Raw genomic sequence first — 14,156 nt, 5'->3', positions numbered from 1 at the left:
GCCGACAGCGACGCTTTCCGCCTCTGACCTATTGCCCGTACCGAGCGGGGTCGACGTTCAGATGCGCCGACACATCCCCGACCATCTCGACGTCCACGACGCGCTCGGTGAAGTACCAGCCGTCGTCGTCACAGGCGAACGCGTCTGCGTAGCGCCCAACCACGATCGGCTGCAACGGCACGGATTCGGTGTTCTGTACGACGACGAACGTGGAACGCGCCGTTGCTGTCTCGCCGTCCACGTCGACGATGGGATTGAGCACCAGGTGACGGGTGCGCGGACGGTTGCCGTGCTCGGGGTAACGGCGGGTGGTCATCGCGAACAGCCCGGCGATCGTCTCCGCACCCGACGCCGAGCCGGAGGCAGGACCGCCGAAGGTCGCGCGGCCCAACAACTGTCCGACGCCGTCGAAGTCGCCGGCGTCGATCAGCTCGGCGTAGGTGTACAAGAGCCGGGTCACGTCGTCCGACGGGCTCATGCCACTTGTCCCTTCACCACCGGCAGGCCGGGATCGCTGGCCACGCTCAGCGGGGACGGCGGCGCACCCGCGTCGATCAGGTGCGCAGCGAATGATGCGATCATCGCGCCGTTGTCGGTGCACAACCGCGGCCGCGGCACCCGCAACGTCAATCCCGCTGCGTTACAGCGCTCTTCGGCAAGTTCGCGCACCCGAGAGTTGGCCGCGACGCCGCCGGCGATCAGCAGCGTCGACACCCCCAGATCGGTGGCGGCACGCACCGCCTTGGCCGTCAGCACGTCTGCGACCGATTCCTGGAATCCGGCCGCCACGTCGGCGTGCACCGCGTCCGGGTGGCGCTCCATGTGCCGCGCCACCGCGGTCTTGAGCCCGGAGAAGCTGAACGTGTACGCCCCATCGCGCGGTCCGGTCATCCCGCGCGGGAACACGATGGCCGTGCGATCACCGGTGCGGGCCAGCTCGTCCAGCGGCCGCCCGCCCGGATAAGGCAGCCCGAGCAGCCGGGCCACCTTGTCGTAGGCCTCCCCCGCCGCGTCGTCGACGGTGCTGCCGAGTTCGACGATGGGCTCGCCGAGTGAGCGCACGTGCAACAACTCGGTGTGCCCGCCGGACACCAGCAGCCCCACGCATTCCGGCAGCGGGCCATGGTCATACACGTCGGCGGCAAGGTGCCCACCCAGGTGGTTCACCGCGTAGAACGGCACGCCCCAGGCCGCCGCGTACGCCTTCGCCGCGGCGACCCCGACCAGCAGAGCCCCGGCCAGGCCGGGGCCGATGGTGGCGGCCACCACGTCGGGACGGGTCACCCCGGCGGTCGCCAGGGCCCGGCGCATGGTCGGCCCCAGCGATTCCAGATGCGCGCGCGACGCGATCTCAGGCACCACGCCACCGAAGCGGGCATGTTCGTCGACGCTGGACGCCACCTCGTCGGCCAGCAGTGTGACGGTGCCGTTCTCCAGCCGGGCGATGCCGACTCCTGTTTCGTCACAGGAGCTTTCGATGGCCAGGATGATCTTTGGCGGCGGGCAGGAGCGCAGCGACTCGGGGTTAGGCATGAGGGTCTCGCTTCATGGTGTAGGCGTCGGCACCGCTGACCTTGTAGTACCGCTTGCGCAGGCCCACCGTCACGAAACCGACGCTTTCGTACAAGGTGATCGCCGCGTCGTTGTCGGTGCGAACCTCCAGGAACACCACGCCGCGGCCGGCGAACTCCAGCAGATCCGCCAGGAGCAGCCTGCCGATTCCGACGCCCTGGTGATCGGGGTCCACGCCGATGGTGTGCACCTCGTACTCGAACGGCGGTATCCGGCCCAGCCGGGCGATTCCGGCGTAGCCCACCAACCGTTGACCGTCCCGCGCCGCCACGTAGTGGGTGTGTCTGGCCTCCAAGGCCTGCAGGAATGCCGACGGCGGCCACGGGTCATCCCCGTCGAACAGCTGCGCCTCCAGTTCGGCACACCGATCCGCGTCCAATACGGTCAGTGCATCGATCACGGTCACGCCAGGCCCCGTTCGGCCAGCGACTTGGCGTCCGGGCGGCGCAGGTACATCGGCACCAACGGCTCCGGCTCGACGGACCAATCCACCACCACGGCAGCCAGGTCCGCGGACGACGGATACTCGGGTCCGATCACCGGAAGGCCGAACGCCGCGGCATGCACGGGCGATCCGGCCACCGCTTCCACCCCGTCGAACACCACATCTGCCGGTGCGCTCACGTCGGGGCCGCCGATGCGGACCCCATCGCGGTAACGCGCCCAGTACACCTCACGGCGGCGGGCATCGGTCACCACCAGGACATCCCCGCGAGTTGCGCCGCCGATCGCGTCCAGGCTGCACACGCCGAACACCGGGATGCCCAGCGCATGCCCGTAGGCCGCGGCGGTCGCCATCCCCACCCGCAGACCGGTGAACGGACCCGGCCCGCACCCGACCACCACAGCATCCAGATCGCCCATCGTCCTGCCGCTGTCAGCAAGGGCGGCAAGCACATTCGGGGTGAGGCATTCGGCGTGAGCCCGGGCGTCCACGGTGATCCGCTCGGCCAGCATGGTGCGGGTGTCCCCCACCGAGACGATCCCGGCCGTCACCGCAGGCGTCGCGGTGTCGATGGCGAGCACCAGCGTCATGCCACACTCCATTGCCACGTCGCGGTTCGGGTGTCGGTCTCGGCGTCGCGCTCCAACCGGATGTCCAAATGGTTGTCCGACAGCCGCTCGGCCAGCCCTTCGCCCCATTCCACCACCACGACGGCATCCTCCAGATCGGTGTCCAGATCCAGCGAATCCAGTTCGCCGAGAATGTCATCGGTCTGGTCCAGCAGCCGGTAGATGTCCACGTGGATCAGGGCGGGGGTTTCGGCCCGGCGTGCCGGATGCACGCGGGCCAGCACATAGGTCGGCGACGTGACCGGCCCGTCGACATCCATCGCCTGCGCAATTCCCCGGGCCAGCACCGTCTTTCCCGCGCCCAGCGGCCCGGCGAGCACCACCACGTCCCCGGCGCGCAGCTGCGCACCCAAGCGAGCCCCGAGCGCGATCGTGTCACCCTCGGTCGGGAGTTGCGCCGTCCCGCCTTCCCGTTCAGCCATGCCGGGCCCGCGCTTTCAGGCGCCGGGTCAGTGCGATGAGCTTGGACGGGGTGGCGCGTTCCACCAGTCGCACCAGGGCGTCGTCGATGACTTCGGGCTGTTCCAGCTGCACCAGATGCCCGGCACCCTCGACGACCACCAGTTCCGATTTCGGCAGCGACACCGCCATCTCCTGCGAGTACTCCATCGGGGTAAGCAGATCATGGTCACCGCACGCGATGAGCGTCGGGACCTTCGCCAGGGTCTTGAGTCCGGCCGTCTCGTCGTGCACTTCGAGGGCGTGCAGGAATCCGACCATCGTCGTCATCGACGTTTCGTGCATCATCTTCTCGGAGAACGCGACGACGCTGCGGCTGACCTTCTCGTCACCGTACGAGGCGGCCCGCAGGACCGGGCCGATGACCGATCGGGCGGCGCCGCGGCCGTGGTTCACCGTCTTGGGCGCATAGCGGACGGCGAAGCGGGCGGCCTCCAGGGCCGGGTTGCGCAGGATCTCCCCGAGCGGTGAGCGCGAAACCCCTTCCGCTGCAGAGGCGATCATCGCCGCGCCGACGATCCGGCTGGGGTAGAGCTTCGGGAACTGGCGGGCATGTGAGAGCACCGTCATGCCGCCCATCGAGTGGCCGACCAGGACGACGGGACCACGGGGTGCCATCACCGCGAGGACCGCTTCCAGGTCCTGACCCAACTGCGGGACCGTGAAGGTGTCGGGTGGGGCATCGCCGGACAGTCCGTGGCCGCGCTGGTCGTAGAACACCATGCGGACCTGGTTGCCCCACTGTTCGGCGAGCCGGGCGCGCTGGAAATGGAAGGCGCCCATCCGAAGACAGAACCCGTGCGCGAACACGACGGTCAGCCGCGCGTCGGCGGGCCCGACCTCGCGTACCGCGAGCGGTACCCCGTCCGGGGTGGTGACGACGACGCTGCGGTCGGCCTCGATCAGCTCGAAATCCTCGTCCAGAAACGGGTCCTCGTCGGCGATCCGGCGTGCGACCGACCGTGCCACCGACACTCCGGCGCCTGCTCCCACCGCGACCAGTCCGGCGAGACCGGCCAGCCAGGGCGCTCTGCCCCGGTCGGGGTGCGGCCGGGTCTCGTCGTCGGTCACCGGTGTCAGCCCGCCTCGCCCTTGTAGACGCGGGTGACCCGGCCGCGGGGGCTCGTGACCACCTCGTAGTTGATGGTGCCGAGCAGGTCGGCCCAGTCCTGCGCGGTGGGTTCGCCATGGTCGCCGGGTCCGAACAGGACAGCCTCGTCGCCGACCTGCACGTCCGGGGTGCCGGGGCCGAGGTCGACCACGAACTGGTCCATACAGATCCGGCCCACGTTGGGCCGGCGGCGGCCGTTGATCAGCACTTCCAGTCGCCCGCTCAGCGGCCGGTAGACACCGTCGGCGTAGCCGATGGGCAGCAGCGCCAGGGTGGTGTCGTGCGGGGCGACCCAGGTGTGGCCGTAGGAGACGCCCTCCCCGGCCGGAACGGAACGAAGAAGGGCGACAGGACATTTCAGCGTCATCGCGGGCCGCAACCCCATGTCGCCGAGTTCGGGGATGGGGCTCTGGCCATAGAGCGCGATACCGGGCCGGATCATGTCGTAGGCCAGGTCGTGGCGCGTCATCGCCGCCGGGGAACTGCACAGGTGCGCGATCTCGAAGTCCACCCCGGCCTCGCGGGCCGCTTCACGCATCTCGTCGAACCGCCGCACCTGCCGGTCCGTGGCCTCCGGATGGGCAGGGTCGTCGCCGTTGGCGAGGTGACTCATGATGCCGCGCAATCGCAGCGCTCCCTCGGCCGCACCCGCGCGGAGCGCCGCGAGCACCTCGGGCAGGTCGGCGGCCGCCACACCGTTGCGGGTCATGCCGGTGTCGACCTTCAGCGTCACCGACGCTGTCACCCCGGTGTGCCGCGCCGCGTCGAGCAGTGCGTCGATCTGGGCCGGCGAGGACACCGCGATCTGCACGTCGGCAGCCACCGCGGCCGCGAAATCGGCCCCAGGCGCATGCAGCCACGCCAGGATCGGGGCGGTGATGCGATCGCGGCGCAGTGCCAGCGCCTCCTCGACGGTGGCGACCCCGAGTTCACTGGCTCCCGCGGCCAGGGCGGCGCGTGCCACCGGCGCCGCTCCGTGCCCGTATCCGTCGGCTTTGACCACCGCCATCACCGCGGCCGACCCGGCGTGACCACGGAGAACGCCCACGTTGTGGGCCACCGCATCGAGATCGATGAGGGCCTGGGCGCCGAGAACGTCGGTAGTCTGCATCGCCACCATTTTCGCATGCCCGCGAAGGCGGGCTTGTTAGCGAAGCGCGCTCGAGATGTCCATCACATGCGCACCGTCGGCGGGCCCGCGTCACTCAGTGCGCGAACGGCTGTACCTCGTCGAAGTGACCATTCGGCTTGAGCTCATCCAGGTGACTCAACGCGGTGATGGTGTCCTCTTTCAACGCCCTGGCCAGGTCCGCGGAGAAGCCTTCCCGCACCACCACCCGCAGCACGGTGACGTCCTCGGCGCCCTCGGGCATGGTGTACGCGGGCACCTGCCAGCCGTAGGCCCGCAGCGCGTGCGACACGTCGAACTCGGTGTAGCCGGGGTCGCCCTTGAGCCGGAAGCTGATCACCGGGATGGCCGACCCGTCGGTGATCACGTCGAAGTGTTCGCTGGCCCGCAGCTGATCACCGAGCCAGCGCGCGGTCTGCGACAGACACTGCATGACCTGGGTGTATCCGGCGCGGCCCAACCGCAGGAAGTTGTAGTACTGACCGACCACCTGGTTGCCCGGGCGGGAGAAGTTCAGGGTGAAGGTGGGCATGTCGCCGCCCAGGTAGTTGACCCGGAAGACCAGATCCTCGGGCAGGTGCTCCTTGTTGCGCCACACCACGAATCCGATGCCGGGATACGTCAGCCCGTATTTGTGGCCGCTGACGTTGATGGACACCACCCGGGGCAGCCGGAAATCCCATTGCAGATCCGGATGCAGGAACGGGACCACGAAGCCGCCGCTGGCCGCGTCGACGTGCACCGGCACGTCCACACCGCCGCCTGCGGCCAGCTCATCCAGAGCGGCGCAGATCTCGGCGATCGGCTCCAGCTCACCGGTGAAGGTGGTGCCCAGGATGCCGACGACGCCGATGGTGTCCTCGTCGACGGCCCCGAGGACCTGTTCCGGAGTGATGACGTAGCGGTCCTCGGCCATGGGCAGGTAGCGCGGTTCGACGTCGAAGTATCGGCAGAACTTCTCCCACACCACCTGGACGTTGGAGCCCAGCACCAGATTGGGGGTGCGCCCCTTCCAGTCTTTTCCGACCTTGTCGCGCCAACGCCACTTGAGTGCCAGTCCGGCCAGCATGACGGCCTCACTCGAGCCGATGGTCGACACGCCGACCGCCGTGGACGGGTCGTCGTCGCGCAGGTCCTCGGCGTGGAAGAGGTCGGCCACCATGGACACGCAGCGCGCCTCGATGGCGGCGGTGGCCGGGTATTCGTCCTTGTCGATCATGTTCTTGTCGAACGTCTCGGCCATCAGCTTGTCGGCCTCGGGTTCCATCCAGGTGGTGACGAAGGTGGCGAGGTTCAGCCGGGAGCTTCCGTCGAGCATCAGTTCGTCGTGGATGAAGCGATATGCCGCTTGGGCTTCCATCGAATCGTCGGGCAACCGCAGCGAGGGAACCGGATCCGTGGACAACCGCCCCGTATAGGCGGGCGAGATGGACGGTCCGGGCGTGTGCCGAGGTGGCATGTGTTGTCCCTTCTAGAGTTTCGCGACGGATGAACGAAGATGAGCCAGGATTCCCTCTGCCGAGGTGGGCGCCGCGCGCGGCCCGGGGTCGGCGGCGGCCAGTCCCGCGGCGCGGGCGTGTACGAATGCCGCCATCGCGGCGGCCTCCGCGGCCGGCAGGCCTGCGGCCAACAGCGCGCCGATGACGCCGGACAGCACGTCGCCGGATCCCGCTGTTGCAGACCATGATTGACCTGCCGGGTTCAGGTAGGTCACCGCCGCGGGGTGCGCGATGACGGTGACATTGCCCTTCAGCAGCACCGTGGCGCCGAAACGCTCGGCGAGTTCCTGTGCGGCACCGACGCGGTCGGCCCCGACCGGGTGCCCGGCCAGCCGCTCGTACTCGCCGGCGTGCGGGGTGAGAACCGTGGGAGCGGTGCGGGCTCGCACCAGGTCGGGCTGGGCCGCCAGCAGGGTCAAGGCGTCGGCATCGACGATCACCGGCAGGTCGGTGCCCAACGCGAAACGCACGGTCCGCGCGGCAGATTCGTCGGTGCCCAGGCCGGGACCCACCACCCAGGCCTGGACCCGTCCGGCGGCATCGGGTCGGGGCGCGGCCACCACCTCGGGCCACCGCGTCACCACCTCTGCGGCCGCGCTACCCGCGTACCGCACCATGCCCGACGTGGCGGCCACTGCCGCCCCGGTGCACAGGAGGGCGGCACCCGGATAGGTGGCCGACCCGGCCAGCACGCCGGTGACGCCCTGGCTGTACTTGTCGTCATGCGGCCCGGGCATGGGCCAGCGTGCCGAGACGTCACCCGCCTCGAGACTGCGCACCGCGCTGGGCGGCAACCGAAGTCCGATGTCGATGAATTCGATACGCCCGCACTCCCCCAGTGCGTGCACCGGTTTGAGGCCACCGAAGGTCACCGTCAGCGCTGCCCGGACGTGTGGGCCGTCGGCGGCCCCGGTCTGCACGTCGAGGCCGCTGGGAATGTCGACGGCCACGACGGGCGCGGCACAGGCGTCGAACACCACTGCCGCGTCGGTTCGCAATGGGCCGCGTCCCGAGATTCCGACGACGCCGTCGATCACCAGGTCGGTCGCCGGGGGGATCGCCGCGACGACGCGGCCACCCGCCCGGCGGAATGCCGCGAGTCCGGCGGCGTGGGCGCGGTCCGGGTTGAGCAGGACCGCCGTCGCCGTCACCCCGCGGCGGCGCAGCAGGGCGGCCGCCCACAAGGCGTCACCGCCGTTGTCTCCGGATCCGACCACAGCACAGACCTGGCGGCCTGCGACGGCGTGAAAACGGGCCCGCAACTCGGCAGCGACGGCAGCCGCCAGGCCGTGGGCCGCGCGCCGCATCAGCGCACCGTCTGGCTGGGATGCCAGCAACGGCGCCTCGGCCGCGCGGATGACATCGGCGGTGTAGTAGTGGCGCATCTGCCCCCGTTCACAGTCGATATGCGCGCGCGCCAACACGTTACGCGCCGACCCTGATCCGCGGGCCCGATCGTCCTCGCCCGGGATACCACTAACCTTCTAAATAGGCTTGATAGGTTATAACGCCTGGGGTTGACTCAGAGTCATGACCACCCACCATCGCCATGCGCAGATCGCCGGCCGCCAGATCTTCTACCGCGAGGCCGGCCCGGCGGACGCGCCGGCGGTGGTGCTGCTACACGGCACACCGGCCAGTTCGCACATGTATCGCAACCTCATTCCTGCGCTGGCCGACAGCTATCGCGTCATCGCACCGGACTATCCCGGGTTCGGCCACTCCGACGTGCCACCCGTCGGCGAGTTCGCCTATACCTTCGACACGCTCGCCGACCATGTCGACGCCCTCCTCGATCATCTCGGGCTTACGCGGTACGCGATCTACGTCCAGGACTACGGCGCCCCGGTCGGGTGGCGACTGGCCCTGCGCCACCCCGACCGCATCGCCGCGGTGATCACCCAGAACGGCAATGCCTACGAGGAGGGCTTCGTCGGTGACGCCATGGAACCGTTGTTCGCCTATGGACGGGATCGCTCGCCGGCCCATGCCGCCGTGTTGCGGAATCTCATCAGCCTGGACGGCGTCAAATGGCAGTTCACCCATGGGGTTTCGGACACCAGTGTGGTCGATCCGGATGCCTGGATGACGGCCCACGCCGCGGTGGCCGCCACCGAGCAACGCGTGGCGGCGCAACTCGAACTGTTCGCCGACTACATCACCAACGTGGAGCTCTATCCGCGTGTGCACGAATACTTCCGCAGCAGCGCGGTACCGCTGCTGGCGGTCTGGGGCCGCAATGACCCCATCTTCGGCCCGGACGGTGCAACTGCCTTCGGTCGCGATCTGCCCCACGCGCAGATCAACCTCCTCGACGGCGGCCACTTTCTGCTCGAGAGCCATCTCGACGAGGCGGTGGCCCTGATCCGGCCGTTCCTCGGTGAACATCACGGCTAAAGTGACCGCTCATGACCTACGGCTACCCGCCGTTTCCACCGCCCCCACCGGTGAAACCGCCGCGCTCCGGCGTCGATCTCGGCATCTCCATCACGTTGCTGGTGCTGACATTCGCGGGCGGTGCGGTGGCCGCATTCTTCTCGGTGTTCATGCTCGCCTTCACCGACTACTGCCCGCCGGAGAGATGCGATATCGATGCCGGGGTCACCGCGGTGCTCACCGGATTCGGGATCGCCATCTTGATTGCCATCGCAGGCACGGTGATCAGCATCGTGCAGATGGTCCGCCGCGCCCGGGCCTGGCCGTGGGCGACCGGCACGCTGGTGCTGTGCGGCCTCGCCTGTGGGCTGGGAATGGCGGCCTATATCGCAGCGGTGGGCGGCTGATCCGCGCCGACGACGTTGTCACCACCGGCACGCTTGGCGGTGAACATCGCTTCGTCGGCGTGAGCGATCAATTCGGCAAGGACCTCCACTGGGTCACCGGTTCCGGCAAATCGGTCCCGAGGCACCCCGACGTACCCGACGCTGCCCGTGACCGCGGCGCGGTCTGCCGGCCTGGCCAGCACGAGCCGCAGACTTTCGGCAACGGAGCGACTCTCTCCGGGACCGACGAAGTCGACGACGACGAACTCCTCGCCTCCGACGCGCGCCACCAGGGCCGTGCCGTCGACGACCGAATTCAGGCGGCTTCCCGTCCGGACGAGGACCTCGTCTCCGGTTGCGTGCCCGAAGGCATCGTTGACTTTCTTGAAGCGATCCAAATCGACGACAGCCACCATGATCTCGGGTGATCCCTTTGGGCCGCGCCGCAGGAAGTCCGCGAGGTGGATGAACAGGCCACGGCGGTTGAGCAATCCGGTCAGCGAGTCGGTCTCGGCTTCATTGGCGTCGTTGCGCAGCACCCAGATGCCGAATTGCGTGGTGACGGGCGCGACGGCGAGTGCCGTGCCGGCCAGCGCCCTGGCAATGATCAGCGGAACGTCGCCGTTGACCTCCGAGGCAATCTGGACCGAGATCAACACCATCGCGATGGTGACCCAGATGGTGTGCAGCACAATAATTTTCGGACCGTCGAAAAAGACGATGTAGAAGGAGACCAGGATCATCGCACTGAGCGCAAAGACTCCCGCCAGGCCACGGATGTTCAACAGCGACGCGATGAGAACGCCGACGTCGAGGTACACCAGGATGAAGCGGGACAGCCGCCGCGACGGCCACGGCCGCACCCACCAGACCACCGCCCAGGCGAACAGGGTGACGGCGAATCCGATGGAGACAGCCCGGGCGTAGCCCGTCGGCGGTGCACTGACCGAGAACTGGGCCACCGCAATCACGAGACCGATGGCGATCAGCGCGCCGCCGACCAGGAGTTGGATCAGGCCGCCCAGCGACCGTTTGGCGAAATACTCGACCTGCCCGTCGTAGTCGACCGGTGTAGTCCACCACTCGATCAACGAACGCGCTATGGCACGACGTGCCCTGGCATCTAGCAGCAACCCCACGCCCCCACGGAGTCAACATTGACGGATGCCCACAAGTGGACCCCGGCGTGGTCGCGACGCGATTTTCGCTGAACAGAAGGGGCATATCGGCAGGCAGTCACGACAATAGAGCATGTCGTGTGGTCTGCACCACCGCGCAGTGTCGACCTAGCGGACCCCGGCCCCCACCGCGCTGGGCTCGACGGTGACCTTGATGGCTTCACCCTTCTTGACGATGTCGAAGGCGTCGAGCACGTTGTCGATCGGGATGTGCCGGGTGATCAGATCCTTGACGGGCACCTGGCCGGTCGAGATGTACTGCAGGGCGCGCTTGTTGTGTTCCGGCGCGGACCCATTGGCGCCGTGGATGTGCAACTGGCGGTAGTGCACGACGTTGGAATCGCACGTGATGGTCGGATCGGTCTTGGGCAGTCCGCCGAAGAACGAGATCCTGCCGTTGCGTGCGGCCATCGCGATGGCCTGCTCCTGGGTGATGTTGGCCGCGGTGGCGGTGATGATGACGTCGGCACCACGGCCGCCGGTCAGCTCCATGACCCGGGCCACCACGTCGACTTCGGCGGCATTGATGGTCTCGTCGGGATGCACCGCGTCGGCGGAGATCTTCAGCCGGTGATCGTTCACGTCGACCAGATAGATGGGGCCGGCGCCGTGTACGCCACGGGCGATGCGGATGTGCATGCAGCCGATCGGTCCGGCGCCGAACACCACGACGGTGTCGCCCTCCTCGATGCCGAGCAGATCCTGGGCATTGATGGCGCATGCGAACGGTTCGGCAGCGGACGCCTCGTCGAACCCGACATTGTCCGGAATGCGGTTCAGCCCATCGACTTTGAGCACCTGGCGCGGCACGATCATGAACTCGGCGAACCCGCCGTCGTACTGGTAGCCCACCGAGGTCTGGTTCTGGCACACCGCCATCCAGCCCTTGCGGCATTCGTGGCATTCGCCGCACGGCACGGCCGCGATCACCTGCACCCGGTCGCCCGGTTGCCAGTTCGCGCCGTAGGTCGCATTCACGTTGGCGCCGACCTCGACGATCTCGCCGGCAACTTCGTGACCGAGGGTGCGGGGCGGCGTCAGGTTCTGGTGCCCGTTGTGGAAGATCTTGACGTCGGTGCCACACGTCGAGCAGTTGCGCACCCTGATCTTGACCTCGTCGGCACCGCACTGCGGCTCCGGCACGTCTTCCAGGCGGACGTCTTCGGGCGCGTAGTAACGGAGAGCTTTCATGACTGATCCTCCAGTGTCTGCGACGGCTGCTGATGTGACCATAACCGCAGAACGGTCATAAATCCACAGGTTTCTCTGCCCATTTGCGTGTGAATGCTTGCCTTTGTGCCCACTTGTGCGGTTAACTTGCGGGTATGTGATCGGCGTCACCCATCCGCCGGCAGAACACTGGACTAACTCGGAGGTCACAAGATGTCCCTGGTTGATACCCCCACCGAAGCGCCGCGCACCGGTGCGCGCGTGCGGGTGCAGAAGCTGGGCACCGCGCTGTCGAACATGGTCATGCCCAACATCGGCGCGTTCATCGCCTGGGGCCTGATCACCGCCTTGTTCATCAAGACGGGTTGGCTACCGGGCATCTTCAGTGACCTGCAGGACCCGGGTGGTTGGGTCGCCAAGATCGGCGGCTGGGGCGACTACGACGGCGCGGGCATCGTCGGCCCGATGATCACCTACCTGCTGCCGATCCTGATCGGCTACACCGGCGGGCGGATGGTGCACGGCAACCGAGGCGCGGTCGTCGGCGCGATCGCCACCGTCGGCGTGGTCACCGGCGCCGACGTGCCCATGTTCATGGGTGCCATGATCATGGGCCCGCTGGGCGGCTGGGCCATGAAGAAGCTCGACGCCCTGTGGGAAGGCAAGATCCGGCCCGGGTTCGAGATGCTGGTGGACAACTTCTCCGCAGGCATCCTCGGCATGATCCTCGCGGTGTTCGGGTTCTTCGGAATCGGGCCGATCGTCTCGGCCTTCACCCGCGGCGCCGGAAACGTCGTCGACTTCCTGGTCAGCCACGACCTGCTGCCGCTGACGTCGATCTTCATCGAGCCCGCCAAGGTGTTGTTCCTCAACAACGCCATCAACCACGGCGTGCTCACCCCGCTGGGCACCACGCAGGCGCTGGAGACCGGCAAATCCATCTTGTTCCTGCTGGAGACCAATCCCGGGCCCGGCCTGGGAATCCTGCTGGCGTTCACCGTCTTCGGGCGCGGCATGGCCAGGGCCTCGGCTCCGGGCGCAGCGATCATCCAGTTCTTCGGCGGCATTCACGAGATCTACTTCCCCTACGTGTTGATGAAGCCGAAGCTGCTGGCCGCCACCATCCTCGGCGGCATGACGGGTGTCTTCATCAACGTGCTGTTCGGCTCCGGACTGCGCGCCCCGGCCGCGCCGGGATCGATCATCGCGATCTACGCGCAGACCGCCAGTGGCAGCTTCCTCGGCGTCACGCTGTCGGTGCTGGGAGCCACCGCGGTGTCCTTCGCCGTCGCCGCCGTGCTGCTCAAGACCGATCGCGCCACCGACGACCCGGACCTGGCCGCGGCCACCGCGGAAATGGAGGCACTCAAGGGCAAGCGCTCCAGTGTCGCCGCCGCGCTCATCGGCGGGGACCCCGGCAGGATCAGCAACATCGTGTTCGCCTGCGACGCCGGAATGGGCTCCTCGGCGATGGGTGCATCGGTGCTGCGCAAGAAAGTTCAGGCCGCAGGCTTCGGCGACGTCAAGGTCACCAACCAATCCATCGCCAACCTGACCGACACCTACGGTCTGGTGGTCACGCACCGCGATCTGACCGATCGGGCTCGCTTACGCACGGCGTCAGCCATCCATGTGTCGGTCGACGATTTCATGAGCACCCCGCGTTACGACGAGATCGTCGAACTGCTGGAGCAGACCAACGGCACCGGCACCGCCGCCCCAGCCGAACAGCAGGCCGAGCCGGCCGAAGCCGCCGATGACGTGTTCCGGCTCGACTCGATCGTGCTGAACGGCTCCGCCTCCAACGCCGACGAGGCGATCACCGAGGCCGGCCGAGTGCTGGTGGCCGCCGGCGCCGTGGATCCGTCGTACGTCGATGCGATGCACGAACGGGAGAAGTCGGTGTCGACGTACATGGGCAACGGTCTGGCCATCCCGCACGGCACCAACGAGGCCAAGAGTGCCATCCGCAAGACCGGCATCTCCTTCATCCGCTATACCGACCCGATCGACTGGAACGGCAAGCCGGCCGAGTTCGTCGTCGGGATCGCCGGGGCGGGCAACGATCACATGGCGCTGCTGACCCGGATTGCGCACGTGTTCCTGGACAAGGATGAGRTAGCCCGGCTGCGGCAGGCCAACTCCGCCGAGGAGATCCGGGCCGTGCTCAGCGCGACCAAGTAAGTTCGCAGGGGCCCCGCC

Annotated in this window: 14 protein-coding genes; 3 read left to right on the top strand and 11 right to left on the bottom strand. The window is 67.9% G+C overall.

Annotation, left to right across the window (positions count from 1 at the left end; translation table 11 throughout):
* Positions 1 to 28: 28 nt before the first annotated feature.
* The 9 genes from AC1DY7_RS21795 to AC1DY7_RS21755 form a co-directional block, all read right to left on the bottom strand.
* Positions 29 to 478, bottom strand: a complete 450-nt coding sequence (locus AC1DY7_RS21795; protein ID WP_477495800.1) for a nuclear transport factor 2 family protein — start codon at positions 476 to 478, stop codon at positions 29 to 31.
* Positions 475 to 1,533, bottom strand: a complete 1,059-nt coding sequence (gene tsaD / locus AC1DY7_RS21790; RefSeq protein ID WP_477495799.1) for a tRNA (adenosine(37)-N6)-threonylcarbamoyltransferase complex transferase subunit TsaD — start codon at positions 1,531 to 1,533, stop codon at positions 475 to 477. The genes AC1DY7_RS21795 and tsaD overlap by 4 nt, the downstream gene beginning before the upstream one ends.
* On the bottom strand, positions 1,526 to 1,978 hold the full coding sequence (gene rimI, locus AC1DY7_RS21785) for a ribosomal protein S18-alanine N-acetyltransferase (protein WP_477495798.1): 453 nt from the start codon (positions 1,976 to 1,978) through the stop codon (positions 1,526 to 1,528). Before rimI ends, tsaD begins: the two co-directional genes overlap by 8 nt.
* On the bottom strand, positions 1,975 to 2,607 hold the full coding sequence (gene tsaB / locus AC1DY7_RS21780; protein ID WP_477495797.1) for a tRNA (adenosine(37)-N6)-threonylcarbamoyltransferase complex dimerization subunit type 1 TsaB: 633 nt from the start codon (positions 2,605 to 2,607) through the stop codon (positions 1,975 to 1,977). The genes rimI and tsaB overlap by 4 nt, the downstream gene beginning before the upstream one ends.
* Entirely contained in the window at positions 2,604 to 3,068 is a 465-nt protein-coding gene (gene tsaE, locus AC1DY7_RS21775) for a tRNA (adenosine(37)-N6)-threonylcarbamoyltransferase complex ATPase subunit type 1 TsaE (protein ID WP_477495796.1), read from the bottom strand. Before tsaE ends, tsaB begins: the two co-directional genes overlap by 4 nt.
* Positions 3,061 to 4,176 (bottom strand): alpha/beta fold hydrolase, encoded by a 1,116-nt coding sequence (locus AC1DY7_RS21770; RefSeq protein WP_477495795.1) that lies wholly within the window; start codon positions 4,174 to 4,176, stop codon positions 3,061 to 3,063. The genes tsaE and AC1DY7_RS21770 overlap by 8 nt, the downstream gene beginning before the upstream one ends.
* 5 nt (positions 4,177 to 4,181) lie before the next feature.
* Complete coding sequence (gene alr, locus AC1DY7_RS21765) at positions 4,182 to 5,327, bottom strand: alanine racemase (RefSeq protein ID WP_477495794.1); 1,146 nt, start codon at positions 5,325 to 5,327, stop codon at positions 4,182 to 4,184.
* A 94-nt stretch (positions 5,328 to 5,421) separates the two neighbouring features.
* A complete protein-coding gene (gad, locus tag AC1DY7_RS21760; protein WP_477495793.1) occupies positions 5,422 to 6,804 on the bottom strand; it encodes a glutamate decarboxylase in 1,383 nt (460 codons plus the stop codon).
* A gap of 12 nt (positions 6,805 to 6,816) precedes the next feature.
* Positions 6,817 to 8,229 (bottom strand): NAD(P)H-hydrate dehydratase, encoded by a 1,413-nt coding sequence (locus AC1DY7_RS21755; RefSeq protein WP_477495792.1) that lies wholly within the window; start codon positions 8,227 to 8,229, stop codon positions 6,817 to 6,819.
* Between the two features lie 145 nt (positions 8,230 to 8,374).
* Here AC1DY7_RS21755 and AC1DY7_RS21750 point away from each other — a divergent pair, with 145 nt between their 5' ends.
* Complete coding sequence (locus AC1DY7_RS21750; protein WP_477495791.1) at positions 8,375 to 9,241, top strand: alpha/beta fold hydrolase; 867 nt, start codon at positions 8,375 to 8,377, stop codon at positions 9,239 to 9,241.
* Positions 9,242 to 9,252: 11 nt separating this feature from the next.
* Entirely contained in the window at positions 9,253 to 9,627 is a 375-nt protein-coding gene (locus AC1DY7_RS21745) for a hypothetical protein (protein WP_477495790.1), read from the top strand.
* Here AC1DY7_RS21745 and AC1DY7_RS21740 read toward each other — a convergent pair.
* Together AC1DY7_RS21740 and AC1DY7_RS21735 are read right to left on the bottom strand one after the other, a co-directional pair.
* Positions 9,603 to 10,697, bottom strand: a complete 1,095-nt coding sequence (locus AC1DY7_RS21740; protein ID WP_477495789.1) for a GGDEF domain-containing protein — start codon at positions 10,695 to 10,697, stop codon at positions 9,603 to 9,605. The genes AC1DY7_RS21745 and AC1DY7_RS21740 overlap by 25 nt on opposite strands.
* A gap of 195 nt (positions 10,698 to 10,892) precedes the next feature.
* Positions 10,893 to 11,975 carry a zinc-dependent dehydrogenase gene (locus AC1DY7_RS21735; protein ID WP_477495788.1) on the bottom strand — a complete coding sequence of 361 codons (1,083 nt, stop codon included), beginning with the start codon at positions 11,973 to 11,975 and terminating at the stop codon, positions 10,893 to 10,895.
* A gap of 192 nt (positions 11,976 to 12,167) precedes the next feature.
* Here AC1DY7_RS21735 and AC1DY7_RS21730 point away from each other — a divergent pair, with 192 nt between their 5' ends.
* Positions 12,168 to 14,138: a PTS mannitol transporter subunit IICBA gene (locus AC1DY7_RS21730; protein ID WP_477495787.1), complete on the top strand. Its 1,971-nt coding sequence runs from the start codon at positions 12,168 to 12,170 to the stop codon at positions 14,136 to 14,138.
* Positions 14,139 to 14,156: the final 18 nt, after the last annotated feature.

Source organism: Mycobacterium sp. P2_H7 (genome assembly GCF_056403275.1).
This window is presented reverse-complemented; position numbering and strand designations above follow the sequence as displayed.

Coding starts and splice junctions, on each gene's coding strand:
- tsaB (WP_477495797.1), bottom strand. CDS start 2,607: ATGACGCTGGTGCTCGCCATCGACACCGCGACGCCTGCGGTGACGGCC.
- AC1DY7_RS21750 (WP_477495791.1), top strand. CDS start 8,375: ATGACCACCCACCATCGCCATGCGCAGATCGCCGGCCGCCAGATCTTC.
- gad (WP_477495793.1), bottom strand. CDS start 6,804: ATGCCACCTCGGCACACGCCCGGACCGTCCATCTCGCCCGCCTATACG.
- AC1DY7_RS21795 (WP_477495800.1), bottom strand. CDS start 478: ATGAGCCCGTCGGACGACGTGACCCGGCTCTTGTACACCTACGCCGAG.
- tsaE (WP_477495796.1), bottom strand. CDS start 3,068: ATGGCTGAACGGGAAGGCGGGACGGCGCAACTCCCGACCGAGGGTGAC.
- AC1DY7_RS21735 (WP_477495788.1), bottom strand. CDS start 11,975: ATGAAAGCTCTCCGTTACTACGCGCCCGAAGACGTCCGCCTGGAAGAC.
- alr (WP_477495794.1), bottom strand. CDS start 5,327: ATGCAGACTACCGACGTTCTCGGCGCCCAGGCCCTCATCGATCTCGAT.
- tsaD (WP_477495799.1), bottom strand. CDS start 1,533: ATGCCTAACCCCGAGTCGCTGCGCTCCTGCCCGCCGCCAAAGATCATC.
- AC1DY7_RS21755 (WP_477495792.1), bottom strand. CDS start 8,229: ATGCGCCACTACTACACCGCCGATGTCATCCGCGCGGCCGAGGCGCCG.
- AC1DY7_RS21745 (WP_477495790.1), top strand. CDS start 9,253: ATGACCTACGGCTACCCGCCGTTTCCACCGCCCCCACCGGTGAAACCG.